The 22,884-nt window shown below is 64.4% G+C and carries 27 protein-coding genes; 8 read left to right on the top strand and 19 right to left on the bottom strand.

All coding sequences use genetic code 11. The features are described 5' to 3' along the window. Positions 1 to 658 precede the first annotated feature (658 nt). The 11 genes from BSE24067_RS25245 to BSE24067_RS25195 form a co-directional block, all read right to left on the bottom strand. Positions 659 to 3,520, bottom strand: coding sequence for a DUF927 domain-containing protein (locus BSE24067_RS25245; protein WP_170297468.1), 2,862 nt, complete (start codon positions 3,518 to 3,520; stop codon positions 659 to 661). Between the two features lie 127 nt (positions 3,521 to 3,647). Further along, entirely contained in the window at positions 3,648 to 3,974 is a 327-nt protein-coding gene (locus tag BSE24067_RS25240; RefSeq protein WP_004556769.1) for a hypothetical protein, read from the bottom strand. A gap of 9 nt (positions 3,975 to 3,983) precedes the next feature. Further along, positions 3,984 to 4,331, bottom strand: a complete 348-nt coding sequence (locus tag BSE24067_RS25235) for a hypothetical protein (protein ID WP_151064697.1) — start codon at positions 4,329 to 4,331, stop codon at positions 3,984 to 3,986. Beyond that, positions 4,324 to 4,536, bottom strand: coding sequence for a hypothetical protein (locus BSE24067_RS25230; protein WP_050012084.1), 213 nt, complete (start codon positions 4,534 to 4,536; stop codon positions 4,324 to 4,326). The genes BSE24067_RS25235 and BSE24067_RS25230 overlap by 8 nt, the downstream gene beginning before the upstream one ends. Further along, positions 4,529 to 4,831: a hypothetical protein gene (locus BSE24067_RS25225; protein ID WP_151064698.1), complete on the bottom strand. Its 303-nt coding sequence runs from the start codon at positions 4,829 to 4,831 to the stop codon at positions 4,529 to 4,531. Before BSE24067_RS25225 ends, BSE24067_RS25230 begins: the two co-directional genes overlap by 8 nt. Next, positions 4,824 to 5,000, bottom strand: coding sequence for a hypothetical protein (locus BSE24067_RS25220; RefSeq protein WP_076891421.1), 177 nt, complete (start codon positions 4,998 to 5,000; stop codon positions 4,824 to 4,826). The genes BSE24067_RS25225 and BSE24067_RS25220 overlap by 8 nt, the downstream gene beginning before the upstream one ends. A gap of 376 nt (positions 5,001 to 5,376) precedes the next feature. Continuing rightward, positions 5,377 to 5,625 carry a hypothetical protein gene (locus tag BSE24067_RS25215; RefSeq protein ID WP_151064715.1) on the bottom strand — a complete coding sequence of 83 codons (249 nt, stop codon included), beginning with the start codon at positions 5,623 to 5,625 and terminating at the stop codon, positions 5,377 to 5,379. Positions 5,626 to 5,651: 26 nt separating this feature from the next. Further along, positions 5,652 to 5,915 (bottom strand): helix-turn-helix transcriptional regulator, encoded by a 264-nt coding sequence (locus tag BSE24067_RS25210; RefSeq protein WP_151064699.1) that lies wholly within the window; start codon positions 5,913 to 5,915, stop codon positions 5,652 to 5,654. Between the two features lie 117 nt (positions 5,916 to 6,032). Continuing rightward, entirely contained in the window at positions 6,033 to 6,890 is an 858-nt protein-coding gene (locus tag BSE24067_RS25205; RefSeq protein WP_244130558.1) for a hypothetical protein, read from the bottom strand. Positions 6,891 to 7,138: 248 nt separating this feature from the next. Further along, positions 7,139 to 7,900: an AbiU2 domain-containing protein gene (locus tag BSE24067_RS25200; protein WP_151064700.1), complete on the bottom strand. Its 762-nt coding sequence runs from the start codon at positions 7,898 to 7,900 to the stop codon at positions 7,139 to 7,141. A 31-nt stretch (positions 7,901 to 7,931) separates the two neighbouring features. Further along, entirely contained in the window at positions 7,932 to 8,858 is a 927-nt protein-coding gene (locus tag BSE24067_RS25195) for a hypothetical protein (protein ID WP_208455064.1), read from the bottom strand. A gap of 200 nt (positions 8,859 to 9,058) precedes the next feature. On the opposite strand from BSE24067_RS25195, the gene BSE24067_RS25190 reads away from it, so the two are divergent. Beyond that, positions 9,059 to 9,634 (top strand): recombinase family protein, encoded by a 576-nt coding sequence (locus BSE24067_RS25190; RefSeq protein WP_036053041.1) that lies wholly within the window; start codon positions 9,059 to 9,061, stop codon positions 9,632 to 9,634. 82 nt (positions 9,635 to 9,716) lie between these two features. Here BSE24067_RS25190 and BSE24067_RS25185 read toward each other — a convergent pair whose 3' ends face one another. Next, positions 9,717 to 11,138 carry a hypothetical protein gene (locus BSE24067_RS25185; protein WP_151064701.1) on the bottom strand — a complete coding sequence of 474 codons (1,422 nt, stop codon included), beginning with the start codon at positions 11,136 to 11,138 and terminating at the stop codon, positions 9,717 to 9,719. A 774-nt stretch (positions 11,139 to 11,912) separates the two neighbouring features. On the opposite strand from BSE24067_RS25185, the gene BSE24067_RS25180 reads away from it, so the two are divergent. Beyond that, positions 11,913 to 12,155, top strand: a complete 243-nt coding sequence (locus BSE24067_RS25180; protein WP_151064702.1) for a hypothetical protein — start codon at positions 11,913 to 11,915, stop codon at positions 12,153 to 12,155. 31 nt (positions 12,156 to 12,186) lie between these two features. Here BSE24067_RS25180 and BSE24067_RS25175 read toward each other — a convergent pair whose 3' ends face one another. Continuing rightward, positions 12,187 to 12,957 carry an SDR family NAD(P)-dependent oxidoreductase gene (locus BSE24067_RS25175; protein WP_151064703.1) on the bottom strand — a complete coding sequence of 257 codons (771 nt, stop codon included), beginning with the start codon at positions 12,955 to 12,957 and terminating at the stop codon, positions 12,187 to 12,189. A gap of 143 nt (positions 12,958 to 13,100) precedes the next feature. On the opposite strand from BSE24067_RS25175, the gene BSE24067_RS25170 reads away from it, so the two are divergent. Then, on the top strand, positions 13,101 to 15,104 hold the full coding sequence (locus BSE24067_RS25170) for a protein-L-isoaspartate(D-aspartate) O-methyltransferase (RefSeq protein ID WP_151064704.1): 2,004 nt from the start codon (positions 13,101 to 13,103) through the stop codon (positions 15,102 to 15,104). A 222-nt stretch (positions 15,105 to 15,326) separates the two neighbouring features. On the opposite strand, the gene eco is transcribed toward BSE24067_RS25170, so the two are convergent. After that, positions 15,327 to 15,827: a serine protease inhibitor ecotin gene (eco, locus tag BSE24067_RS25165; protein WP_151064705.1), complete on the bottom strand. Its 501-nt coding sequence runs from the start codon at positions 15,825 to 15,827 to the stop codon at positions 15,327 to 15,329. 144 nt (positions 15,828 to 15,971) lie between these two features. Here eco and BSE24067_RS25160 point away from each other — a divergent pair, with 144 nt between their 5' ends. After that, a complete protein-coding gene (locus BSE24067_RS25160; protein ID WP_151064706.1) occupies positions 15,972 to 16,301 on the top strand; it encodes a hypothetical protein in 330 nt (109 codons plus the stop codon). A 195-nt stretch (positions 16,302 to 16,496) separates the two neighbouring features. Here the strand turns inward: BSE24067_RS25160 and BSE24067_RS25155 are convergent, their stop codons facing one another. After that, positions 16,497 to 16,898, bottom strand: a complete 402-nt coding sequence (locus BSE24067_RS25155; protein WP_151064707.1) for a hypothetical protein — start codon at positions 16,896 to 16,898, stop codon at positions 16,497 to 16,499. A gap of 117 nt (positions 16,899 to 17,015) precedes the next feature. On the opposite strand from BSE24067_RS25155, the gene BSE24067_RS25150 reads away from it, so the two are divergent. Continuing rightward, on the top strand, positions 17,016 to 17,396 hold the full coding sequence (locus tag BSE24067_RS25150; RefSeq protein WP_151064708.1) for a DUF5594 family protein: 381 nt from the start codon (positions 17,016 to 17,018) through the stop codon (positions 17,394 to 17,396). A gap of 185 nt (positions 17,397 to 17,581) precedes the next feature. After that, positions 17,582 to 18,949 carry an MFS transporter gene (locus BSE24067_RS25145; RefSeq protein WP_170297469.1) on the top strand — a complete coding sequence of 456 codons (1,368 nt, stop codon included), beginning with the start codon at positions 17,582 to 17,584 and terminating at the stop codon, positions 18,947 to 18,949. Positions 18,950 to 18,991: 42 nt separating this feature from the next. Here the strand turns inward: BSE24067_RS25145 and BSE24067_RS25140 are convergent, their stop codons facing one another. The 3 genes from BSE24067_RS25140 to BSE24067_RS25130 all read right to left on the bottom strand — a co-directional run bounded on the left by BSE24067_RS25140 (position 18,992) and on the right by BSE24067_RS25130 (position 21,334). Then, positions 18,992 to 19,573: an AAA family ATPase gene (locus tag BSE24067_RS25140; RefSeq protein ID WP_151064710.1), complete on the bottom strand. Its 582-nt coding sequence runs from the start codon at positions 19,571 to 19,573 to the stop codon at positions 18,992 to 18,994. Continuing rightward, positions 19,566 to 20,987 carry an alpha,alpha-trehalose-phosphate synthase (UDP-forming) gene (otsA, locus tag BSE24067_RS25135; protein WP_151064711.1) on the bottom strand — a complete coding sequence of 474 codons (1,422 nt, stop codon included), beginning with the start codon at positions 20,985 to 20,987 and terminating at the stop codon, positions 19,566 to 19,568. The genes BSE24067_RS25140 and otsA overlap by 8 nt, the downstream gene beginning before the upstream one ends. Positions 20,988 to 21,136: 149 nt before the next feature. Further along, positions 21,137 to 21,334 (bottom strand): hypothetical protein, encoded by a 198-nt coding sequence (locus tag BSE24067_RS25130; protein WP_151064712.1) that lies wholly within the window; start codon positions 21,332 to 21,334, stop codon positions 21,137 to 21,139. Between the two features lie 288 nt (positions 21,335 to 21,622). Between BSE24067_RS25130 and BSE24067_RS25125 the strand changes: the two genes are divergently transcribed. Both BSE24067_RS25125 and BSE24067_RS25120 read left to right on the top strand, forming a co-directional pair. Beyond that, positions 21,623 to 22,174 (top strand): hypothetical protein, encoded by a 552-nt coding sequence (locus BSE24067_RS25125; protein WP_151064713.1) that lies wholly within the window; start codon positions 21,623 to 21,625, stop codon positions 22,172 to 22,174. Further along, entirely contained in the window at positions 22,171 to 22,665 is a 495-nt protein-coding gene (locus tag BSE24067_RS25120; protein ID WP_174904897.1) for a hypothetical protein, read from the top strand. The genes BSE24067_RS25125 and BSE24067_RS25120 overlap by 4 nt, the downstream gene beginning before the upstream one ends. Before the next feature lie 84 nt (positions 22,666 to 22,749). On the opposite strand, the gene BSE24067_RS25115 is transcribed toward BSE24067_RS25120, so the two are convergent. Beyond that, a partial coding sequence (locus BSE24067_RS25115; protein ID WP_174904896.1) for an AAA-associated domain-containing protein occupies positions 22,750 to 22,884 on the bottom strand: 135 nt, incomplete at its 5' end.

Here is a 22,884-nt window from a genome sequence, read left to right as displayed (position 1 = left end):
TGCAGACTGCTCGATCGGACCATCGAGCGGCGGCGTTCCGCCGCAATCTCACTGCACGAATATGCCCCCCTTGGCGCGCGCCTCCCACCGATTTTTCAGAGTTCGCACCGCACTGCCAGCTCCCTGCATTTCGGTATGAATATGCCCCCCCTTGGGGTGTCGCGGCTAGAGAGAAAACGCGGGTGTGAGCCCCCGCGTCTTTGCCCTAGACGCAGGGTCCCCCGCTTTCCGGCCACCCCGACACTTGCGGCCGGCGCAACAATGCCCGATCGGGCGCGTCGCGAACACCCCCCCTCAAAAACACGTTGTCGACGCCCGTCGAATCCCGGAGAGCCGCGCCCCGTCTGGATTTGTGGTCGACGCAGGCGGTCGACACCTGTCCGCTCAGTGCAAAACGAGTTGGAGATTTGGAGATAAACGCCTGAATCGGCCGCAAAGCCTTGTGCGGTAAGGCTTCGTGTGTCTCCAAACGATTTGGAGAACGCTGGAGATACTGGAGATAAACCGGGCTGGATTGTTACGGCTGCGGCAAGATTCGCCGCCATCGCCGGGCCGGTTCCATCTGGAGCGTATCGCTCAAAGTAACTTTGACGCACGGACCAAAAATGCCGCGCAAAGGAAGGCCCGCCACCGCCCCTCCGGACGGCGGCGGTGCATTTCACAGCTCAAGCGTGAAGATGGACGGCAGCACGCGATAGACCATGAACTTGCCGTGACCCGGGATGTACTCCTGCCGGTACGGATAGCCGTCGCTACGCGGCATCAGCACGCCCCGCTTCATCAGTGCCTTGGCGACGATCTTGTGATCGAAGCCGGCGCACACGTCCTTGCGAAACACGGCCGCTTCGATCAGGTATTCCGTCTCGACGCTTTCCGCATCGTCGGCGCTCATCTTGCCGCCGAACTCGGCGTAATACTCGCGATCGGAGGCGATGGGCGTGCGTCGCTCGTCGCGCTTCACGTGCTGCTTGAAGCCCGCTCGATGCGGCACGTTCGGCCGATGGTCGTCCTGCGCCCGGTTCATCCACACGAAACGGTTGTCGCCGTGCGCGGCGAGGAAATGCTGTACCTGCCGCACGGCTTCCGCCTCGTCCGAGTTGCCAGTCCCGCCGCGCAGTTCGAGCCAGCCGTCGAAGCAGCGACGCGCGGCCTCGACCGCTTCGCCCTGCGGCCAGCCGGTCAGCCCGTGCGCCGTCGCCAGCTCGCCGGCTACCGCAACGAGGCAGAAGCGCTTGGCGACGCGCGCGACCTGCGAATGTGAACCGTCCGGCACCCATTGCCCGACCAGCTCGTCGACGCGCATGCGCAGGTGTTCGGCCAGCTCGCCGGCCTGCGACGACGCCCACTCGATGAACGCGGGGCCGGCCGTCCCGTAGTGCATGCCGGCGTGGCGCTCTAGATGCTCGATCAGCGCGGCCGGTGTCGGGAAGCCGTGCAGCTTCTCCACGACACCCATTTCGCCGACCTCGGCCGGGATCGCGGGCAAGCGCACCTCGATACCGCCTTTCATCGGCTTGTTGCCCTCGGCCATCAGCGCGGACACGCTCTTTTCGCCGTTCGACAGGAACAGCAGCCGCCACGTGAGTACAGGCTTGGCCGAGCCGCTACGCGAGGCGCGAGCCTTGCCCGACTCGTTCGCGAGCATGTAGATCACATCGCCGACCAAGCGCGGCTCGACCTGCCCGATTTCATCGAGGATCAGCAGCGCGTCGCTATGCTGCGTGGCGACGGCTTCGAGCGCGTTGTCGGTCGCCTTCCAGCTCCGCACGTAGTCCGGCGAGCCGAACACGGACGCGGCGATGACGCCGCCCGTCGACTTGCCTTTCGATGTCGTGCCGAGCAGGTGAAACCCGCCCGACTGAAGCCCGGAGAAGTGCAGCAGCGGACCAGCGAAGGCGGTAGCGACGCAGAAAGCCAGCCGACTATTGCCGACGCAGTAGGCCGCGACCTCACGTCGCCAGTCCTCCAACGTGCCGCGCTCCTTGAATTGGCTCTGGATCGGCGTGTCGGCCTGATAGATCAGCGCCTCTTTGCCGGTGCCGATGACGCGATCGGGCAGCACGAACGCGCCGTGATGCCAGCCGACGCGCGGAACGCACCGCACGCGCGCGTCCGGCTGCGCCATCTGGATATAGTTGGCGATCTGCGTGCGTGCGATCTGCGTGACGCCGAGCTTCACGCCCATATCGAGCAGCATGCGGCGCAGCTCTGTGCCGTCGCCGGCAAAGAGGCCGGCCGGCACCGCCCATCGTTTCAGGATGCCGTCGCGGTCCGTGAATTCGAGCAGGTAGCCCCACTCGCTGTTCATCTCGTTTCGCGTCTCCGCGATCACGTCGATGCGCGTGCTGACCCAATGCGGCGGCAGCGGGTCGCCCTGATTGTTGAAGCCGTGAAACCACACGCCCTTGTCGTCGACGACGAAGCGCGACTTGCCGTCCTGCGCGCGGGCGGTTTTCGGGCGCTTGGCGGGCTTCGCGGTGGCTGGAGCGGTCTTACCCTTGCCGGTCTCCGCCGACCCGGCCGGTGCGAGCGCAGCGCGCACGGCGGCGGCCACCGCATCCGGCCCGACGTGCGCAGCCAGGTCGTTAAAGTCGGTGCCGGCGGCCGGGCGGTTCGGACCGAAGTCGGGCACGGCGACGATGCCGGCGACGGCCTCGGCCGCCGCGCGAGCCTTCGTCACGCCCGGATTGCCCCTCGTCGTGTGGTCGTCGTCGGCGCACACGACGATGCGGGCGTCCGGATACTGGCCGCGCAGCGCCGTCGCGACCGCGTGCAGGTTGCCGGCGTCGAACGCGACGGCGGCCGGATAGCCGGTCGCGTCCGCGAGCGTCGCGCAGGTGGCGTAACCCTCGCCGATCAGCAGCGTGGACGGCGTGGAAGATAGCGGGCCGCCAATCAACGAGAAGCAGCCTGCCTTGCGGCCGTTCGGCAGGTAGCGTTTCTGGCCGTCCGTCAGGACGAATTCCAGCGTCCACAGCTTGCCGTCCGCGTCACGCGCCGGGATGACGAGGGCGCCGTCGCATGCGGCCGTGCCGATGCACAAGCCGCCGCGATAGACGCGCAGCGCGTCGACCGGGATGCGCTTGCGAACGAGGTACGGGTGATCGGCCGGCGCGGGCTCGGCCGCCGACCAGATCGATTCAGCGAGCGCCGACGCGGCTTGCTGCTTCTCGGTCAGCTCCGCCAGCTCGGCCGCTTCGCGGGCCGCGCGCTCGGCCTTCTGCCGCTCGCGCTCCGCTGGATCGACCGGCTTGGCTCGATGCGCACGCGGATCGAAGCCGCCTTGCTTGGCGAGGTGAAACAGCGTGTTGATGGTGATCTTGCCGCCCTTGAACGACTTCCACACATCGCGCGCGTCCTTGCCGTTGTAGTTCTGCGCGCCTTGGCTCCATTCGTTCCAGAGGGCGAAGCCCTCCTCGCCAAACTCGGCCTTGAGCGCCATCCCCACCTGACTCCATGTGTCGCGGTCGTCAGGCGGAACATAGCCGAGCGCGACTCTCGCCCGCTCGAATTCGGACATGGGTGCGTTACTCATAGGTTCCCACTGGACGCGCGTCGGCAGACTCCCGATTAGTAGTCCATATCGGGCAAGCAGCTACCCGACGCGCGAAGAATTGAATGATGCGGCGATGCCTAGCGGCGGAGCGTCAGCCAGCCGCGCGAGGCACCGACAGAACGGCCCCGCCGGCCGTGACGTCGTTGCTGTAGACGTAGCGACCGAGCCGCGACTCGCCAAGGGCGTCGTTGGCCGCCTCCAGCGCCGCGCCGATCGACGGCAGGGACGCGCGGAACAGGCTCAGCACAAGCCAGTAGTCGTCATCAGACATGGCCTTGTCGGCCGCCCAGTGCAGGCTGTCCAGCAGCTCCATGGCGTCACTGATCCGCGTGCCGATACGGTTGCGGTCGGGCCGATTTACCTCGGCCACGAAGTGCGACGCGAGCGGTTGCACGGCATTCTTGTTCGTCTTTGCCATGACCGCCCCTCAGTGCGTCGTGCGCGGTTGGCGCGTGACGAGGCCGAGCGCCGCAAACAGGTGTTGCTGCACGCGCCCCATCAGGCCGGCCGCGAACGCTTGGCGGCTGATCGTCACGCGGTGCGCGTCGACGTCGCCCGCGTCCTGCATGGCGGCTTCCATGCCGCGCGCGAACGCAGCGGCTTGATGCGCCGCATAGTCGTGCAACCGCACGTCGCCTTTCAGGTCGAGCCATGCGTCGGCGCAGATCGCGCCGAGGTCGACGGCGAATTGCAGCTCGATCGGTGCGCCCGTATCCAGCGGCGGTGCGTTGTCGAATCCATTGATGACCGCGGTTCGGATGCGTTGATCAGTCATGGCACGCCTCCGGCTGCGCGGTACGGCGCATTTCGGCCGAATAGCGGCTCGCAACGCTTTGCCCCATGTCGACGAGCGCGCGCTCGTAGGTGCCTTCGGCAAGATGCGAACGGACCGCATCGAACAGGGCTTCGAGCTGGGCGAACTGATGGGCCGCACACATGGCGATCATGGTGACTTCGTTCGGCAGGCGGAATTTAGACATGGCGCACCTCCAGAATCGACGCGAGGAGTTGCCTGACATCGATCTTGCAATCCAGCTCCGCTTCGCCGCGAATCGGCGTGAGGTTCCAGTCGTAGACGGCTGCGTGCGTGAAGTCTCCAGACCGGCGACCGCAGACGCTACGCCCCGACGCGGGGCCGCCCAAGATCCGCACACGCCAATCGTGATCAGGCGTCGGGCGAGCCGATGCCACCTCGACCAGCATGCCGATGCGCGCACGTGCGTCGCATTTCGTGACGATCGCCAGATCGCCAATCTTGCAGCGCAGCTCAGCCATGGCGCACCTCCGCACGGACGAGCGCCGCGATCGCGGCCAGCGCTGCGCCGGTTGCGTCGAGCGCGTCTTGATACGTGTTTGCGGTTGCCGCGTCGCGCAGTGCTGCGCGGACGATGGATCGAATGAGGTGGGATTGCTGCCCGGTATGGGCGTGCGTGGACTGGCGCATTGGGTGCGGCCTCCTTTTGCAGCGGTTTCGAAACCCGCCATCACCGCCGCGAAGCGATGGTGGCAGGCGCAAGGCTTTGGGGTTCGCGGACCGGCGCAAAAGGAAACCGGCACACCCGAAGGTGTCCCCTCAGCCAAGGCCCGCCATTGAAGGAGACGTGCGAAGGCACACGGACGAAAAAATACCGCCGGGAGGCGGTCGTCCGCCTTTTGCATATCGAGCCGCGACGCCCGAGCCGCTGTTGTTTCAGCGACGTTCACAGCATACTGCTCGCCGCCGCGATGTGCAAATCGGCCGAGGGACGGACCAGAGAGTGCGGAGCAACGCGACGGCAACTCACTGCGCCCTGCTACAGCAAAGTGACTTTGGCGAACCATCACGTCGAAACCTTTGGATCGAGCATGAAAATGGCTTCCTTTAGCAGTCGGACGGCATGCTTAGCGCGCGTCGGCATCCGAACCGCGTCGCGCTCGAAGACGCCCGCAGCAGTGACAATCATGCATGCGGCATCGCGCCGCACACCCTGCTCCGTACACTGGAGCATGTCGCTAAACAGTTCGTGCAGGCGGGAGAGTTCACGATCGTAGAACTCCGCGTCGGCTTGTTTTTTGGTGTCACGCGCCATCGCTCGTGCGTTCGTTGCGCTCGTCGTCACGCGCCCTCCGTCACGTTATTCGCGGCATCGTCGGCGCGATAGTTCAGCGGATCAGCGAGATAGCGATGGATTTCGCGGTTATTCCAGACCGTGCAGCGCTGAGTCAATCGGATCGAGCGCGGAAACTTCCCCTCGCGCTCACGCTGACGAACAGTCTCACGGGACAATTGAATGGACGAACGCAGACTTTCCCAGCGAGAAAGACCGTCAAGCGGAAGCGCGGCCGGAGTAGGCAGCGCGGGAACGTTCTTTACAGGCATTTGTTCTCCCTAAGCATGTCTGTGCCACCATTGGCATCGACAGTCTGCAATTTAAGGGAGTACGTGAAAACGAAACACGGATTGTTTTTTGCCGTTTCGATTTAAAAATCTTCCGGCCTATCCCTCGTCGCTCTCGAAATTCAGCCGATGCTTCCGCATACGCTCGACAAATCCTTCTAAGTCGCTCTCACCCAAAGCCACTTTGCACTGGATTGCGAGGAGCGAGTCGGGGAGTCGCCAACATTCCACTTGATCTTCGTCGGTGTATTCGAATCGCAACTCCCACATAGCCCGATCAACGCCGCGAACGTAGGCTCGATACTTGTTGCTTTTCTGCGATGTATATTGGTCAGCTGCAAATTTCCCGCGCCAAGGGATTGTCGCTCGATCATCTAGCTGCGCCTGCAAACCAAATACGCTCGCTGACAACCCGGTTATAAGTTGAGCAACGGACGGAATAAAGCAGGCAGGGCTACCGTTAAAACGAAATATCTCATCAAGGCGTGGACGTGCATTCGCCTCATATCTCGACCTATCGTAGTCGTCCACAATTCCCGGATGCTGAGCGGTTGCATCAAGCAGATGCAGAACGTCGGTGAACTCTATTGGTATCGAAATAGGCGCGCTCGTCTCGTCTTGCTCGATTTCGTTAAGTAGGTCGCGAGCCTCATCGAGCACTCGCACAAGCTCCGACACATTGGCCCGTTGCCGCTTGATCGCTTCGCGCGACACATCTTCGTCAACATTCGCAGCATCCAGTGCCGCGTCAAACCAAAGCCGCCATGCGATATCGGCATTCGGCCCACGGGCCCAGCCAAGCGACTCGGATCGATAAAACGTCTCCATCCGAGGATCGGTAACAAGCCGTTTCGCCGCCTCAACACTCAATTCCCGATAGGGAGTATCGGCGCTACACACGCCAACGCATGCCTGTCGCACCGGATCAGGCACCCCGCAGCAAAAATCCAGATTCATCGCGCATCCTTCACATGCGCCCTTCACGAAGAACGCCGAGCCAGCCGGTGAAGGTGCCCGGTTTCGGGTGGCCGCCCTAGGCTCGACGGGCCACATCTTCTCACGACTTCTAGCGCCAACGCTTCTTTCTGCAGAGTTCAGATCAGCAACAACTGATCCGTAACAGCACCGTCGACGATACCGGTATTGCAATTTCGGCAAGTGACCCGCAATCACATACACTTGAGCGTTCGCGCCGCACTGTCCCCTTACAGATCAGACGGCGGCGCATAGTAATCGGGATGCCCCTCGGTACGCTCACCGCGTGCTGACGCCCAGAAATATTTCGCGTGATGCTTGTAGACGTCAGTGGCTTCCGACAAGTCATAAGCCATACCCTGAACCAAGCTCAGCAGGAGACGCATGATTTCGAGATTGTCTTGATAGAACGTCTCAATCTCGTCATCGGTGGCCCAAACAGGCGGTTGACCTTCGTCATCTTGTTGCCCAGGCACATCCGATACCGCCGGTGCTACCGGTGTAGTTGGTAACTGCCGGTGTGCCAGATGCTGGTGACGTAGGGTCTTTAGCTTCTCAAGAACCTCGAATGAAGAACCGTTGACACTGTATTTGCTGATCAATTCCAGTACCTGATCCCTCTTTGGTGTTAGCGCCGACCGGATGGCGTCAGGCGCAAACTTCGAGCGAAGACCGATGCGCCCGGCCCGGTATTGAACTAGGGCTTCAAAAAATTTCTTATCCCGTAAACGATCCGCTATCAAGCTCATCCTCACGGCCTGCTTGTTGGTATCCCACACACGGGTCAGCGCCAACAACAACTCCCGACGTAACGACAGTCGGATGATCTGAAAAGCATGTGCCGCGTACGAAGTACCGATGCGAGCATGAAGGTGAGCATCGTATGCAGAGGGTCGCCAAGTCTCATGGAACATCACCGCTAACTCAATCTCCTGTCGCGCGGTGTCGACAATATTCTTCAATCGTTCAATCTCTTGTTGGGTATCGTCCATTTGCGTCATCTATAAGCTACAGTGCGCGCTGTTACTCCTGTACCCCGGGGTGACTATCCCAGTGGCATTCGCCGCAGGCCTCGAAGTACTCCCCGTTTGGCCCGATCTCAATGTCAAAAAACGTACGGACATTGCGCGACTTACAGCGCGGACATTGATCGACACGATCCGTGCGCTCGCGGCTAAGCAATCGTGCATAGTGTCTGACGATGCCATCAACAGCATCGACAGCGATGATTGCGGCGGTCTTGCTGGCGTTCCTGTGATGTGTCAACCAGTTGACAAGCGGCCACGCCTTCTCCGTCACGGCCCTTAGATAATTGCGCAGCTCGTCATTTTTCTCGCCTGGACACAATTGGCCAGTCAAAAGCCTGTTCCATCCAACGACATCGGCATCTTTAGGCCGCTCGCCGTCCACAGCGACCTCGATACGCCGCCGAGCAGCAGCAATTAGCGAAATCAGGCATTCGCGAAGCTGCATGCCGACTGCCTGCAAGTCGACGGCCTCTACCGCCCGCTCCAGCAGATCCGTAGCTTGGTTCTGTCGCCGGAACACTTCATCAAAGGGGGTAGGTTCCGGCTCGCCAGCACGTTCGTTGCGGCTGGCCACACGCATCATTAGGCCAACATGGAACGAAAGCGTGTAGTCGAGGCTCGGAAAGTGACGTTGCGAATACAGGTTTGTCGGATTGGTAACGACCCACCACCGATCCGCGTCCGTAGTGACATCCCACATCTCATAGGGCTGCCCCATCACATATTCGGTCTTGATCCGTTCCACGTTTTGGACAGTCTCATCGCGCGCTTGACCCTCTACGTAGTCAGCGATGTCTTTCTCCGCATAGTAGTCGCGCTCCGGACTGTACCGGCCCAATTGGTCAGCAGGCAACGGATGATCCGGTGGCAAGGTGCAATCAGCCCCCGGCTTATCCTCTTCCGCGTTATCGATCATCGCCATTTGTTGTCTCGTTTCATTTGCGTGGCCCTCCTACGTCGATGTTCCCACAAACGGCCATCACGTCAAGTTTGCTGGCAGCAGCATGTCCGAAACCGAACCCTTTCGGACACGCCTACGAAGCCATGTCCGAAAATTAGGTTTCGCTGTTTTCGGACATGGGTTATGATTCGGACATCAATTTCGTACACATCGAGAGCAGCATGTCCCGAACTTTCGCCTACGCCCGTGTAAGCACGACTGATCAGACCGCAGCCAACCAACTCCGCGAGATCGAGGCGGCCGGCTTTTCGGTCGATAAGCGCCGCGTCGTTACGGAGAGCATTTCTGGAAGCGTAAGCGCGCACCAGCGTCCGGGGTTTGCCGAGCTGCTACTCAAGATGGAGGAAGGCGACGTTCTGATCGTGACGAAACTCGATCGCCTTGGCCGCAACGCGATGGATGTGCGTGCGACCGTCGAGGCGCTGGCAGAGCGGGGCATTCGGATTCACTGCCTCGCGCTCGGGGGAGTCGACCTGACCAGCGCTGCCGGCCGGATGACGATGCAGGTATTGAATGCCGTCGCTGAATTTGAACGCGACCTGTTGATTGAACGCACCCAATCCGGCATCGCACGGGCAAGAGCGGAAGGGAAATCTATGGGCCGACCAGCTGCGCTAACGAAGCAACAGCAAAACGAAGTACGTCACTTACTCGGCGAAGGTGCGTCCGTGGCCGGGCTTGCTAAACGGTATGGGACAAGCCGTCAGACGATTATGCGCGTACGGGATGCGGCGTAGAGCAGTGACGTATCAAAGTTACTTTTCGCCGCATCATAAAATACCCTCACCCCGCTACCAACGTTTATTGAGCAATCGCTGATCATTTATCGGCTTTGCTGGCAGAGGGCCTCGGAACGCCGTCAACAATAATCACTTCCGGCGCGTCCTTTCCCGCAGACAGCACGAGATTACGGAATGCAGCCATTCGATCCTCGGAGGCCCCTCCGTTATCGATGACCAAATACACCCCCTTCGTTGCCCGCTCTGCCTTTTGGTATATCGGCAACTGCTTCTCGAAACCATGAAACAGCTGAGAATTACTAGAAAGTTTCACCTCGACCAAAACTCGCCCATCAAAACCGCTGCTTAGCTTAAAATCCACTGGCCCACGACCGCCGTCGCTCTCGGGCGACAACTCAAGACCGTTCGCACGACAATACGCGGACGCGATCCCGAAAAATATCAATTGAGCAGCCGACTCATGCTTTCGAGTTCCACCCTTATTATAAAGAAGCTTGCAAAGCTGATTATCCTCAATCAACTCACGAAAATGCTGACAGATCTTCTTCACCACTGCAAAAACGCGCTCGGTATCGGCAGGAGCCTCAAGCGTCAGCTCCAGCGGATATGCCGCCGAGAATTCCTTAGAAGCTCGATACCATCGAGTTTCGCCGGCTGGGTCATCCTTGAAATCGTACAGGCTCCGACCGGCCTTGTGATATGCGCTAAGGACATCCAGTAGAATATCCGGGTGCTTGATGAACGAGTTTCGCAGAACCTCTTTTTGATCAGAGATCGTCGCTTTCCGCCACGAATCGCCAATAATCGCATTTAATTCATCTCTGAGGAGCTTATTTTCGTAAGCGATTCTTGAAATATCGCCATACGTTTCCGCGATCGGAAGATCACGCAATATATCCCGAGGAACCAAGATAACGGCGTTCCCCGTAACCGGATTCAGCGGCATATCCTCTTTCGGCAATCCTTTGGAAACCACCAACGGCTCCATTGGAATTCCAAAATCACTACATACCCGCTGCGTAAATTTAACTAGATCCTCAAGGATAATACGGGCAACCATATCACTAATTCTATCTGGCCCAATATTATCCTCGAACGCGCCGACCAACTCGAATAACGCGGGGTCTTTCACACCCGCATCGATGATCTTCTTTACCGTTTGAAGCAGGGGTTTTCGAAGCCCCGGCCCCATCCCGCTCCCTGTTTTCCCGTTGGTGGCATATCCAATACACAACCCGTGCACTTCCGGAAACGTAAGCCTCTGATCAGCAGTACGCCAGAAAACGTCACCTTCGACACCAATATTCGAGACAACCTTCAGAACGTCCGCAAAATGCTGGGACACCCGGTCGTAGCTGCTAGCTAGCTCTTCGGTATCCGTGTGCTTGAGCAGACATGGGTCGATAAAAAGCCGAGTATCGACTCCGAATACAGGATCAAGCGCGCCTGAAGCCTCGAATGCATCAGGATCGATACCGTAGTAATCGCAAAAGCTCTGCATTGCCCCCACCCCGTGCTGGTCGTTCGTCTTGTCTCGATATTCTAGCTTGAGACAGTGGCGACCCCGCTCCGACCAGTCATCACGCTCGATCGCTATCGCCGCGCGGGAGACTGGCGGCCGGGGAGTTCTTTTGCGCGGAACGCCCCAGACGGGACGAAAGTTCGCGAGCAGCCGTATGAACGCGTCTGTTAGGCGTCTGTCTCCAAAGTTATCTCCAAGAAAATCAGTGTTCTGGAGATACGTTTGGAGATAGGGATCTCCTTGCCAGACAAGGCTGACAAGCCGAAATGAATGCTTGTCTCCAAATCTCCAAAGATTTTTGCGCTCGGCGGCATGGCAACCGTCGCTTGTACCGCCTGCTATCGGCGATCACCCCTACGCCGAGATACGTGTTGGTATTTTTGTTGGTATCTATGCACTATGCCCAGCTAAATTGCATGTGCTGCCTAGAGATATGAATTCTGTCGGGGACCAGTCAAGCGTCTCGACGCCCCCTCTCCGCTTCCCCCTCCCTGCAAATTCGATCATCCCCCGCGACAACCCGCTTCGCGCCGGCTTGGCCGTCCACGCGTTTGATCGAATGTCGTGCGCCCGCATTACATAGCGGCAAAGCGAAGTCACCCGCGCCACGACGCGCCTCCTGTTCCAACAGGGAACGCCAGATGCTCATACCGTCTCAAGGTCGGTCCCGCACGTCCCGCGCCGTGTCCCGATCGCCCGGCGCCGACGGCAAACGCCGGCCACCCCAAGCCAACATCCCGACGGAGCTAACCGATGACACGCCCAACCCCGGCCGACCAAGCCGACCCGGCCAACAAGAAGCCGCAAGAAACCACCGACGAAGTGACCATCGACCGCAAAGGCAACGTCCGGCAGAAAGGTCACGGCAGTATGGACGACACGATGATTCCGCAGAAGCCCGAGCCCGACAAAGGCCCATACGAACCGCCGCCCGGCCACCTCGACAACCCGAAGGACGTCGAGCCGCCGCGCAGCGGCGGCGACCTGCCCGCCTGACGAGACCCGCGCGCGACACGTGAGCCCCCGCTCACGCGCCGCCCCATTGCATCGTCAGCCCACCGTCGATGGTCCACGTCTGCCCGGTCACGTAGTCGCCATCATCGGATGCGAGAAACAGCGCCACACGCGCGATTTCCTCCGGCTGCCCCGGCCGATGCCACGGAATTACGGACATCGACTTCTCCCGCGCCTGCGGATCGTTCAGGCGCTCCCGCGTCATCGGCGTATCGATGAGCCCCGGCGCGATGTTGTTCACGTTGATGCGATCCTCTGCGACCTCACGCGACAGGCTTCGAGCAAGCGAGCCAAGCCCGGCCTTCGCCATCCCGTACGGCGCGCTTTCCGGCGTCGGCAGATGTTGCGCGACCGACGAGATGTTGACGATGCGCCCGCCCCCGCCGGCCGCGCGACGCTGCCGGACGAACGCGCGACAACAATAGAGCGGCCCGAGCAAATCGGTCCGCAACACGGTATCGATCTGCGCGTCCTCCAGATCGGCAACTGCCACGCCGGGCGCACCGACACCCGCATCGTTGACGAGCACTTCGAGACCGCCGAGCGCGCTCGTCGCATCGCGGAAAAATGCGGCAACCGATTGCGGATCGGATACGTCACCCTGAATCGCGCATGCGCGCCTCCCCAGCGCCTCGATACGCCGCACGGTTTCCTGCGCGCCGTCGTGGTCCGTGTGATAGACGATCGCGACGTCCGCGCCTTCTTGAGCGAACAGCGTCGCGATCGCCTGACCGATTCCGGAGTCCGCGCCCGTGACGAGCGCGCGAATGCCTTGCAGTTTCATGTATCTGTCCCTCCGCTTGGACTTTCCACGTAACGGCGCGCCCACGCGCCGCCGTCCCGAAGCCGCACGCATTCCGCGTTCCCTCCCGCGGCGCGGCACGCGCGATGCTGCGCGAGCGAACACACGCACACAGGTAATCGACCATGGACCCATTTGAAGACGCACGACAGCAAATGGTGGAGCGGCAGATCGCGTCGCGCGGCGTGCGCGATCCGCGCGTGCTCGATGCGATGCGCACGGTGCCGCGCCACCTGTTCGTGCCTGCGGATCTCGCGGAATTCGCGTACAGCGACACACCGCTGCCGCTCGCCGACGGACAAACGATCTCGCAGCCGATCATCGTCGCGCAGATGCTGGACGCGGCGCGGCTGTCGCCGAACGATCGCGTGCTGGACGTCGGCACCGGCTCCGGCTACGCGGCGGCGGTCGCCGCGCGCCTCGTCGCGCACGTCGACAGCATCGAGCGCCGCGCGTCGCTCGCGACCACCGCACGGCGCACGCTCGCGGAACACGGCTACCGCAACGTGGATGTGCATCACGCCGACGGCACGCTCGGCTGGCCGGCCCATGCGCCGTTCGACGCAATCATCGCAGCGGCGGGCGGGCCGGCCGTCCCGCCAGCGTGGCGCGAACAACTGGCGATCGGCGGGCGCATCGTGATGCCGATCGGCGCGCAGCGCGACCGGCAGCGCCTGGTACGGATCACGCGCACCGGGCCGGCACAGTTCGAACAGGAGGATCTCGGCGGCGTCCGCTTCGTGCCGCTGATCGGCGACGCCGGCTGGTCCGCGCCCGACGACGACACGGCAACACCGGTACCCGCCCCCGCTTCCGCCGCAACCTCCGGCACGTCGCTCGACGATCTGATCGCGCGCAGCGTGCAACCCTTACCCGACCCCGACGATCCGGCCTTCGCGGCCGCGTTCGATCACCTCGCGGCCAAGCGCATCGTGCTGCTCGGCGAATGCAGCCACGGCACGTCCGAGTTCTATCGTGCGCGCGCGGCGATCACGAAGCGGCTCGTCGAGCGTCACGGCTTCAACATCGTCGCGGTCGAGGCGGACTGGCCGGATGCGGCGATCGTGCACCGCTACGCGACGCTCGCGCCTGACGAGCGGCGCGACTCGGCGACGCCGTTCCAGCGCTTCCCGACATGGATGTGGCGCAACGAGGAGTTCGCGACGTTCGTGCAGTGGCTGCGCGCGCACAACAGCACGGTGCCGGAGGCCGCGCGCTGCGGGTTCCACGGGCTCGACATGTACAGTCTGTCCGCGTCGGTCGATGCGGTGCTCGACTATCTCGATCGCACGGACCCAGACGCCGCGCGTGTCGCGCGCGAGCGCTACGGCTGCCTCACGCCGTGGCAGAAGGATCCGTTCGTCTACGGCCGCGCGGCGATGTCGGCCGGCTTTTCGGATTGCGAGGATGCCGTGATCGCGCAGTTGCAGGACCTGCTGCGCGAGCGCATCGCGCGCGCCGACGGCGACGACCTGCTGTTCGACGCGACGCAGAATGCGCGGCTCATTGCGTCGGCGGAGCGCTATTACCGGACGATGTACCGCAGCGCGGCGCACAGCTGGAACCTGCGCGATACGCATATGTTCGAAACGCTGGAGAACCTGCTCGCGGCAAAGGGCCGCAACAGCCGCGCCGTCGTGTGGGCGCACAACTCGCATATCGGCAACGCGGCGGCGACGGAAATGGGCATCGTCGGCAGCGAGTTGAACGTCGGGCAGCTTTGCCGCGAACGCTTCGGCAACGACGTCGCGCTGATCGGTTTCGGCACGCACGAAGGAACGGTCGCGGCGGCGACGGACTGGGGCGCTCCGCTGGAGATCATGCGTGTTCGGCCATCGCGCGACGACAGCTACGAACGCGCGTTTCACCGCGCCGGCCAGCCCCGCTGCTTCGCGGACCTGACGGCCGACGCCAACCGTGCGCTCGCCGAGCGGTTGCGCGAGCCGCGATTGGAACGCTTCATCGGCGTGATCTATCGCCCCGACACGGAACGCCACAGCCACTATGCGGAAGCGACGCTCCCTGAGCAATTCGACGGCTATGTGTGGTTCGACGAAACGCACGCGATCAGCCCGCTGTCGACGGTCGCGACCGAGCGCCCGGTGGAGCTGTATCCGTTCGGCTTGTGACGGCAGATTGGAAAACGGGATTGTAGAAAAGGCATCGCGGCGTATACGGCCGCGCAAGCCGTTGCGATCCGGAAGCGGCCGCGCGAGCCGCGCTGGCCGCATGGCCCGTGCTCGCGTGCGCGAGCGGCGGATAACGGCAGGCTCCGGAACGAAGCCCGCGAAGCGCACGCGCGGCCATGGAGCGGCGAGTGCCGCGCACGCCCGCGCGTGTGCGTTACTGCGTTACTGCTTCGCCGCGTGCTGCACGTCCTTCGACGCATGCCACACGCGATAGCGCACGTCGAAGCCGTCCGGCACGTACACGACGAGCGGCAGGCGGCTGTTGTAGCGCAGCAGCTGACCATCGCCGCGCACCTGCACGAAGCGCTGCTGCGGCGCCTGGCCCGGGCACGCCATCAGCGTCGACGCCGGCCCCTTCACGTCCGTCAGCCGGTAGTACGTATAGCCCCAGCCCTTCACATCCTCGGCGGTGAGCTCGCCGCCGAACCACTGCTGGTTGCAGTCGGTCTGCAGCGTCTTGCCGATCATCAGTTCGACACGCGCGTCGCCTTCGTTCTCGAGCGCGGGCAACGCGATCACCGCGCGCTGCTGGCCGGCCGCGGGTGCCGGAAACATCTTGATCGACTCGGCCGGCACGGCGGGCGCCGAGGCGGGCGCGGCCGCGCAGGCGGCGGCGCTCGTCACGCAGAAGGCGGCCAGCGCGGCCCGGATCGCGAATGTCATCGATGTGCTCCTGATAAACAAATGAGGCTCCGGATGCTAACACTTTCGTCGCAAAGCCTTACGGCGCTGTAATTTGGCGACACAATTGCAAACAGCCGGCAAAGCCCGTGCGCGGTACTTATAGAGCAACCATTGGAGATCATCATGCTGAAGCTCATTGCCGCTGCCGGCGTCGCCACGCTGCTGGCCGGGTGCGTCGTCGGTCCGGACGCCGGATACGGCTACGGACAGCCCTACTATTCCGATCCCGGCTACGCGTACGGGCCCGCCTACGGTGCGGCGCCGGTCTATGGCACGGTCAACATCTGGGGCGGCGGCGGCGGGCGCGACTGGGATCGCGGCCACCGCGACTACCGCCGCTGGGATCGCGACCGCGGCGATCACGGCGGCTGGGGTCGCGGCGGCGGCCGCCGCGGCGACTGGAACGAAGGCGGCGGCGGGCGCGGTAACGGCGGTGGCGGTCATCGCCACTGATTTCACCGCCGCAATTGCAACCGTTTGTATCCGACGGCGGGCTTGTACGAGCGGCGTTCGGCGCGCGAAAAAAATCGCGAAATGACGAAGGCCCTCGCATCATGCGAGGGCCTTCGCTTTTGTCTTCCCGCACCGCAGGACGGGAATGCTTCGCTCGACACCGGCCGCCCGGCTCGCAGGCGGCTGCTCGCCCGCTTACCAGCCAGCCGGTTGCGCATAGCCGCCCGACACCGGCGCGCCGCACACGTACGCGCGCTGGTAACGGTCGTAGCAATAGTTCGGGCCGTCGTCCTGATACTGGGCCTGTTGATAGCTCGGATAAGCGGGCTGCTGGTAGGCCGGCGCCTGGTAGTACGTCGGCGGCTGATACGCCGGTGCCTGATACACGGGCGCCTGGTAGGCGACGGGCGGATTCATTGCCGACGTCACGATCGCGCCGAGCACCGCGCCGCCGATCAGCGCGCCGATGACGGCGCCCCCGTCGCGGCCATGCGCGGACGCCGGGCCGGCCACCGCGAGCGAAGCGGCGAGGACACATACTGCGGCGATCTTCTTCATGATGGACTCCCACGCGAAGTGGTACTGGATGCGATGCATTGTGGCTGCGCGCGGCCGTAATAGATGCAGCAAGTGGTAACGCGCCATTACGCGTATCGCGCACACCGGAACGCGGCACGGCCGTGCTACGATTTTCGGCACACAGGAGACGCCGTCATGCAGCCCGAAACCGCCCGCCGTTTCGATACCGAATTCGCGCCGCGCATCGCGCAGGCGATCGCCGCCTTCTTCGCCGAGCACGTCCACGCCGACGTCGTCCCGTACGGCGGGCACGGGCAGCCGACGCGCGTGCAGGTCCGCAGCGCGCCGCACGAACACGTGAGCGGCTTCGCGCATCCGCTGAACCTCGAGCTGACCTGGGACACCGACGAAATCGAACGGCTGATGGAGCCGGACGGGCCCGCGCGTTTCGAGCACTACCTGAGCGCGCTGCCGAGAAAGCTCAACGCATGGCAAGGTGCGCGCGACATCGATCTCGCGTCGCGCACGCAGGCCGACCCGCTCGTGCGGCTCGGCGGCCTCGACTTCGAAGGCTGAACACGCGTGCCGGCCCGCGGCCGATTGCGCCGGCGTCGCGCGATGCGGGCCGGTGATACACTCGACCGGCCCCGCGCCGGCGCCGCGATATCGGCCGGGTCATTCATCGCCGCTTCCACCCGCGAGCATGGTTGCGCATGCAACGGCCACGCGGGCGCGCGGACAACCACGCTTTCGCTCCCGCCATGAACGCCGATACCGGCCTGCCGCTTCCGCAACGCTACTGGGCGATCGTCTGCGTCGCCCTGGGCATCACGCTCGCCGTGCTCGACGGCGCAATCGCGAACGTCGCGCTGCCGACGATCGCGCGCGATCTGCATGCATCCGACGCCGCGTCGATCTGGATCGTCAACGCGTACCAGCTCGCGGTCACGATCACGCTGCTGCCGCTCGCATCGCTCGGCGAGCGCATCGGCTATCGCCGCATCTACATCGGCGGGCTCGCGCTCTTCACCGCGGCATCGCTCGGCTGCGCGCTCTCGGGCTCGCTGCCGACGCTCGCCGTGATGCGCGTGATCCAGGGGTTCGGCGCGGCCGGCATCATGAGTGTGAACGCGGCGCTGGTGCGGATGATCTACCCGTCATCGATGCTCGGCCGCGGGCTGTCGATCAACGCGATGGTCGTCGCGCTGTCGTCTGCGATCGGTCCGACCGTCGCATCGGCGATCCTGTCGTTCGCGTCGTGGCCGTGGCTGTTCGCGGTGAACGTGCCGATCGGCATCGCGGCGGTGCTCGGCAGCGTGCGGGCGCTGCCGGCCAATCCGCTGCACGACGCGCCGTACGACTTCCCGAGCGCGCTGATGAACGCGTGCGTGTTCGGGCTGCTGATCATGGCCGTCGACGGGCTCGGTCACGGCGAGCGCCACGCGTATGTCGCGGCCGAGCTGGCCGTCGCGTTCGGCGTCGGCTATTTCTTCGTGAAGCGGCAGCTGTCGCAGCCAGCTCCGCTGCTGCCGGTCGACCTGATGCGCATCCCGATGTTCGCGCTGTCGATCGGCACGTCGGTCGCGTCATTCACGTCGCAGATGCTCGCGTTCGTCGCGCTGCCGTTCTGGCTGCAGCATTCGCTCGGCTTCTCGCAGGTCGAAACCGGCCTGTACATGACGCCGTGGCCGCTCGTGATCGTGTTCGCCGCGCCGCTCGCCGGCGTGCTGTCGGACCGCTACTCGGCCGGCATCCTCGGCGGGATCGGGCTCGCGCTGTTCGCGGCCGGGCTGCTGTCGCTCGCGACGATCGGCGCGCATCCGGGCACCGCCGACATCGTGTGGCGCATGGCGCTGTGCGGTGCGGGCTTCGGGCTGTTCCAGTCGCCGAACAACCGCGCGATGCTGTCGTCGGCGCCGCGCGAGCGCAGCGGCGGCGCGGGCGGGATGCTGAGCACCGCGCGGCTGACCGGCCAGACGCTTGGTGCGGCGCTCGTCGCGCTGATTTTCGGGCTCGCGCCCGACCGCGGTCCGACGATCGCGCTCTATGTCGCCACGGCGTTCGCGGCGGTCGCCGCGGTGGTCAGCATGCTGCGGATCGCCTCCCCGCGGCCTGATGCGGCCACGTAATGCCGCCGCGCGCCGCCATCGCAGCGCTCACGCGTTCACACGTCACGCGCCGTCGAGCGCTTCCGTCACGAAGCGCACGCGCGCCTTCACGCTGGCACGCGGCAGCTCGATCAGCCGATACCCGTACGCCGTATAGCAGTCGACCATCGCTTCGTATGTGCGCACGGCTTCCGCGAAATCCTGCCGGCGCTCGGTGTCCTGCGCATAGATCTCGGGCCACGGCGGCGCGATGAACACGCGCCGGTGATAGCGGAAGCGCCGCGCCGCGGCTTCCGCATGCGCGGGCACCGGCAGGCCCGTCAGCCGAAGATAGCCGATTACGTCCGGCACGCCGCGATCGAAGAACACGGGCCCGCGCGCGCCGCGCGCGAGATGGTACGAGCGCATTTCCCAGTTCAGCATCAGCTCGGCGAACGCAGCGCGATCGCGCCACGGCAGCGCCGGGCCGTCGATCACCATCTGATCGCGGATCACGCCGCGCCCGGCCTCGTGCGAACGCGCGAAACCGCCGCGCTCGAGCGCGTCGAGCAGCGTGCTCTTGCCCGAGCCGGGGCCGCCCGTGACGATGAAGAAGCGCGCGGACGCGTCGTGCGCGCCGCCGCCCTCCTCCACGCGCTCAGACATGCGCGGCCCGCCGGCCCGCGCGCTGCGTGACCGACGCGGCCGCCGCGACGCTGCGCAGGTCGGCAACGAACGTATCGCGCCAGACCGACAGGTCGTTCTTGCGCAGCTGCGCGAGGTTGTCCCGATGCCGCGCCTGCCGCTCCGCGAGCGGCATCGACAGCGCGCGCTCGAGCGCGTCGGCCATCTGCGACAGATCGTACGGATTGACGAGCAGCGCGCCGCTCAGCTCGGCCGCCGCGCCCGCGAATTCCGACAGCACGAGCACGCCCGGATCGGCCGGGTCCTGCGACGCGACGTACTCCTTCGCGACGAGGTTCATCCCGTCGCGCAACGGCGTCACGTAGCCGACCTGCGACATCCGGAAGAACGCCATCAGCAGGTTGCGCTCGTACTTGCGGTTCAGGTACTGGATCGGCGTCCAGTCGAGCTGCGAGAAGCGCCCGTTGATGCGGCCGGCCTCGCGTTCGAGCGTTTCGCGAATCCGCTGGTAGGTCTGCACGTCCGAGCGCGTCGGTGGCGCGATCTGCACGAGAGATACGCGGCCCTGCCAGCCCGGCGCATTCGCGAGCATCCGCTCGAACGACTGGAAGCGTTCGACGAGCCCCTTCGAATAGTCGAGCCGGTCGACGCTCATCACCAGCTTGCGGCCGTCGAGCGCGTCGCGCAGCATCTTCACCGGCTTGCGCGAACCGTACTGGACGGCCGCCTCGGCGATCGCGTCCGGATGCACGCCGATCGGATAGGCGCCGACCTTCACGACGCGGCCGTGCGCATGCAACATCCCGTCGTCGCTCGCCGCGCCGATGCCGCGCCGCTCGATGTAGTCGGTGAACGCCTGTTTGTCGGCGTCGGTCTGGAAGCCCGCGACGTCGTACGCGCACATGAATTTCACGAGTTCCTCGTGCGGCGGCACGAGGCGCAGCACGTCAGGCGACGGAAACGGAATGTGCAGGAAGAAGCCGATCGGGTTCTTCACGCCAAGCTCGCGCAGGCAATGCGCGAACGGCAGCAGGTGATAGTCGTGAACCCAGATCAGGTCATCGGGCCGCAGCAGCGCGGCAAGCTGCTTCGCGAGCATCGCGTTCACGCGCAGATAGCCCGCGTACTCCTGCCGGTCGAAGCGCGCGAGATCGCCGCGGTAGTGGAACACCGGCCACAGCGTCGCGTTCGAAAAACCGCGGTAGTACTGGTCGTAGTCGCGCCGGGTCAGCCCGACCGTCGCGTACGTGACGTTGCCGTCCCGCTGGATCGCGGGGGCGGCGTCGGGCGTGCCGACGATCTCGCCGTTCCAGCCGAACCACACGCCGCCGGTGTCCTTCAGCGCGTCCATCACGCCGACCGCGAGGCCCCCGGCGCTCGGGCGCGTGTCCTCGCCGGCGGCGACACGATTCGATACCACGATCAATCTGCTCATGCGGCTTTCCCTCCTCGATTCGATTGGCTGGCGCGCGGCGCGCGCCAGGGCGGCGCGGCGGTGCGACGACGGCCGCACGGCGATTCAGATGTGAGCGATGCAACAAAGAGCGCAATGAAATGCGGCAGCGGAATGCTGCGGCGACGGGCTCAGGCGTCCTGCTCCTGGCCGAGGTCGCGCTGATAGTCGAGCCCTTCGGGGCGTGCGCCGCCCTGGTTGTGATCGCCGTCGGTCGGCGTCTCGTCGGGCGTGCCGGCAGGCGGTGCGCCCGGCGCGTCGGTCAGCGGACGCGGGCGCTCGGCGCCCGCATCGGGCGGCCGTTGAGAGAACCGTTTCGAACGGCGCATGGCTGGGTGTCTCATATGCAGCGCGGCTCGGAGCCGTCGTTGAAACATTCCTTAACAATTGAGTTTAGGGCGCTCGATCGCATTCCAAGGTAACAATTACCTTCAATTTGTAACGTTTCGACCCCTGCCCAGCCATCTGTCCGACAATGACGCCGCGCGTACGAGCGCGGGTTGCCCGCCGCCAATTTGTCAAAGCTTTGCAATTTTCCTCCGACGATTGCGAAACAATGACGCGGCAAGGGCGCGCGCACGCATCGCCGCTCACCCAGACAGGACTTGCACTCAGGGATGAACATTCGTTTCGAACCGCCGCGCCGGGCCATGCCGGCGCGCATCGCGCTGGCCGCGCTCGCCACGGCCGCGCTGCTGTCCGGCTGCAACTCGCTGTACAGCGAAGGGGCAACGGCCGGCGCCGGTATCGCGGGCGCCGCGATCGCTTCCAAAGTCACCAACAACGCGGCTGTCGCGACGGGCATCGGGCTCGGTGCCGTGGCCGGCGCGCGTGCGGGCGTCCAGTACACGCAGCGCGTCGCGCACCGCTACACGCAGGAGCAGATCGCGAAGGCGGCCGGCCCGCTCGACGTCGGCGGCGTCGCATCGTGGTCGACGCACCATTCGTTCCCGATCGAGGACGACGAACAGGGCCGCGTGACCGTCAGCCGGATGATCAGCATCGGCCCGCTCGACTGCAAGGAAATCGTGTTCGCGGTCGACACGCCCGCGAAGGCCGACAAGCCCGCGCAATCGGCGTTCTACGTCGCGACGATCTGCCGGGACGGCCCCGTATGGAAATGGGCATCGGCGGAACCCGCGACCGAGCGCTGGGGCGCGCTGCAATGAGCGGCGCGATCCGTCTCGCGGCGCTCGGCGCGCTGTGCGCGGCCAGCGCGGCGCTGTCGGGCTGCGGCTCGGTCGGCGCGGCAAGCGGCGCGCTCGCCGGCGCGGCGACGGGCCTCGTGACCGCGAACCCGGCCGTCGGCGTCGGCGTCGGCATCGCCGTGCAGGCAGCGACCGACGAGGCCGTCAACCGCACGATGAAGCAGCTTCATCAGAACCAGCAGGATGCGATCGCAAAGGCGGCCGGCAGCCTCGCCGTCGGCGAAGTGAAGCCGTGGAAGGTGAAGAACACGCTGCCGCTCGAAAACGGCGAAGGCGAAGTGCGCGTCACGCGCGCGTATTCGACGGCGCTCGCGCTGTGCAAGGAATTCGCGTTCTCGGTGAAGGACGGGGACAAGGCCGACTGGTATTTCGCGAACGCGTGCCAGCAAGGCGCGCATTGGAAGTGGGCGTCGGCGGAACCGGCCGTCGACCGTTGGGGCAATCTGCAGTAACGGCAATGGCGCGATGCGCGGCGCCCGACGACGGGCGGCGCGCATGCGGACGCGGGTGCCGGGCCGCGCGGCCCGGCGCATCGATCAGGACTCGACGTCTTCGAGGCTGAAGATTTCGGTCTGATCGTTGTACGAGAAGATCTCGCCGTACCGCCCCCAGTCGATCACCGCGTCGAGCGTTTCCTCGGCCGCGCCGTCCGACAGGAAATCCTCCAGCTC

Origin of the sequence: Burkholderia latens (assembly GCF_902499045.1) — a bacterium.
GTDB lineage: Bacteria > Pseudomonadota > Gammaproteobacteria > Burkholderiales > Burkholderiaceae > Burkholderia > Burkholderia latens.
The sequence above is the reverse complement of the archived record's forward strand: the minus strand, read 5'-3'. Positions and strand labels throughout refer to the sequence as shown.

Bases quoted from the DNA above. Each gene is read 5' to 3' on its own strand.
- BSE24067_RS25125 (WP_151064713.1), top strand. From the start codon at position 21,623: ATGAACATTCGTTTCGAACCGCCGCGCCGGGCCATGCCGGCGCGCATC.
- BSE24067_RS25225 (WP_151064698.1), bottom strand. From the start codon at position 4,831: ATGGCTGAGCTGCGCTGCAAGATTGGCGATCTGGCGATCGTCACGAAA.
- BSE24067_RS25210 (WP_151064699.1), bottom strand. From the start codon at position 5,915: ATGCCTGTAAAGAACGTTCCCGCGCTGCCTACTCCGGCCGCGCTTCCG.
- BSE24067_RS25190 (WP_036053041.1), top strand. From the start codon at position 9,059: ATGTCCCGAACTTTCGCCTACGCCCGTGTAAGCACGACTGATCAGACC.
- BSE24067_RS25215 (WP_151064715.1), bottom strand. From the start codon at position 5,625: ATGGCGCGTGACACCAAAAAACAAGCCGACGCGGAGTTCTACGATCGT.
- BSE24067_RS25245 (WP_170297468.1), bottom strand. From the start codon at position 3,520: ATGTCCGAATTCGAGCGGGCGAGAGTCGCGCTCGGCTATGTTCCGCCT.
- BSE24067_RS25230 (WP_050012084.1), bottom strand. From the start codon at position 4,536: ATGTCTAAATTCCGCCTGCCGAACGAAGTCACCATGATCGCCATGTGT.
- BSE24067_RS25160 (WP_151064706.1), top strand. From the start codon at position 15,972: ATGCTGAAGCTCATTGCCGCTGCCGGCGTCGCCACGCTGCTGGCCGGG.
- BSE24067_RS25175 (WP_151064703.1), bottom strand. From the start codon at position 12,957: ATGAAACTGCAAGGCATTCGCGCGCTCGTCACGGGCGCGGACTCCGGA.
- BSE24067_RS25130 (WP_151064712.1), bottom strand. From the start codon at position 21,334: ATGCGCCGTTCGAAACGGTTCTCTCAACGGCCGCCCGATGCGGGCGCC.
- otsA (WP_151064711.1), bottom strand. From the start codon at position 20,987: ATGAGCAGATTGATCGTGGTATCGAATCGTGTCGCCGCCGGCGAGGAC.
- BSE24067_RS25180 (WP_151064702.1), top strand. From the start codon at position 11,913: ATGACACGCCCAACCCCGGCCGACCAAGCCGACCCGGCCAACAAGAAG.
- BSE24067_RS25200 (WP_151064700.1), bottom strand. From the start codon at position 7,900: ATGGACGATACCCAACAAGAGATTGAACGATTGAAGAATATTGTCGAC.
- BSE24067_RS25150 (WP_151064708.1), top strand. From the start codon at position 17,016: ATGCAGCCCGAAACCGCCCGCCGTTTCGATACCGAATTCGCGCCGCGC.
- BSE24067_RS25140 (WP_151064710.1), bottom strand. From the start codon at position 19,573: ATGTCTGAGCGCGTGGAGGAGGGCGGCGGCGCGCACGACGCGTCCGCG.
- BSE24067_RS25120 (WP_174904897.1), top strand. From the start codon at position 22,171: ATGAGCGGCGCGATCCGTCTCGCGGCGCTCGGCGCGCTGTGCGCGGCC.
- eco (WP_151064705.1), bottom strand. From the start codon at position 15,827: ATGACATTCGCGATCCGGGCCGCGCTGGCCGCCTTCTGCGTGACGAGC.
- BSE24067_RS25205 (WP_244130558.1), bottom strand. From the start codon at position 6,890: ATGAATCTGGATTTTTGCTGCGGGGTGCCTGATCCGGTGCGACAGGCA.
- BSE24067_RS25155 (WP_151064707.1), bottom strand. From the start codon at position 16,898: ATGCATCGCATCCAGTACCACTTCGCGTGGGAGTCCATCATGAAGAAG.
- BSE24067_RS25220 (WP_076891421.1), bottom strand. From the start codon at position 5,000: ATGCGCCAGTCCACGCACGCCCATACCGGGCAGCAATCCCACCTCATT.
- BSE24067_RS25195 (WP_208455064.1), bottom strand. From the start codon at position 8,858: ATGGCGATGATCGATAACGCGGAAGAGGATAAGCCGGGGGCTGATTGC.
- BSE24067_RS25240 (WP_004556769.1), bottom strand. From the start codon at position 3,974: ATGGCAAAGACGAACAAGAATGCCGTGCAACCGCTCGCGTCGCACTTC.
- BSE24067_RS25145 (WP_170297469.1), top strand. From the start codon at position 17,582: ATGAACGCCGATACCGGCCTGCCGCTTCCGCAACGCTACTGGGCGATC.
- BSE24067_RS25170 (WP_151064704.1), top strand. From the start codon at position 13,101: ATGGACCCATTTGAAGACGCACGACAGCAAATGGTGGAGCGGCAGATC.
- BSE24067_RS25235 (WP_151064697.1), bottom strand. From the start codon at position 4,331: ATGACTGATCAACGCATCCGAACCGCGGTCATCAATGGATTCGACAAC.
- BSE24067_RS25185 (WP_151064701.1), bottom strand. From the start codon at position 11,138: ATGCAGAGCTTTTGCGATTACTACGGTATCGATCCTGATGCATTCGAG.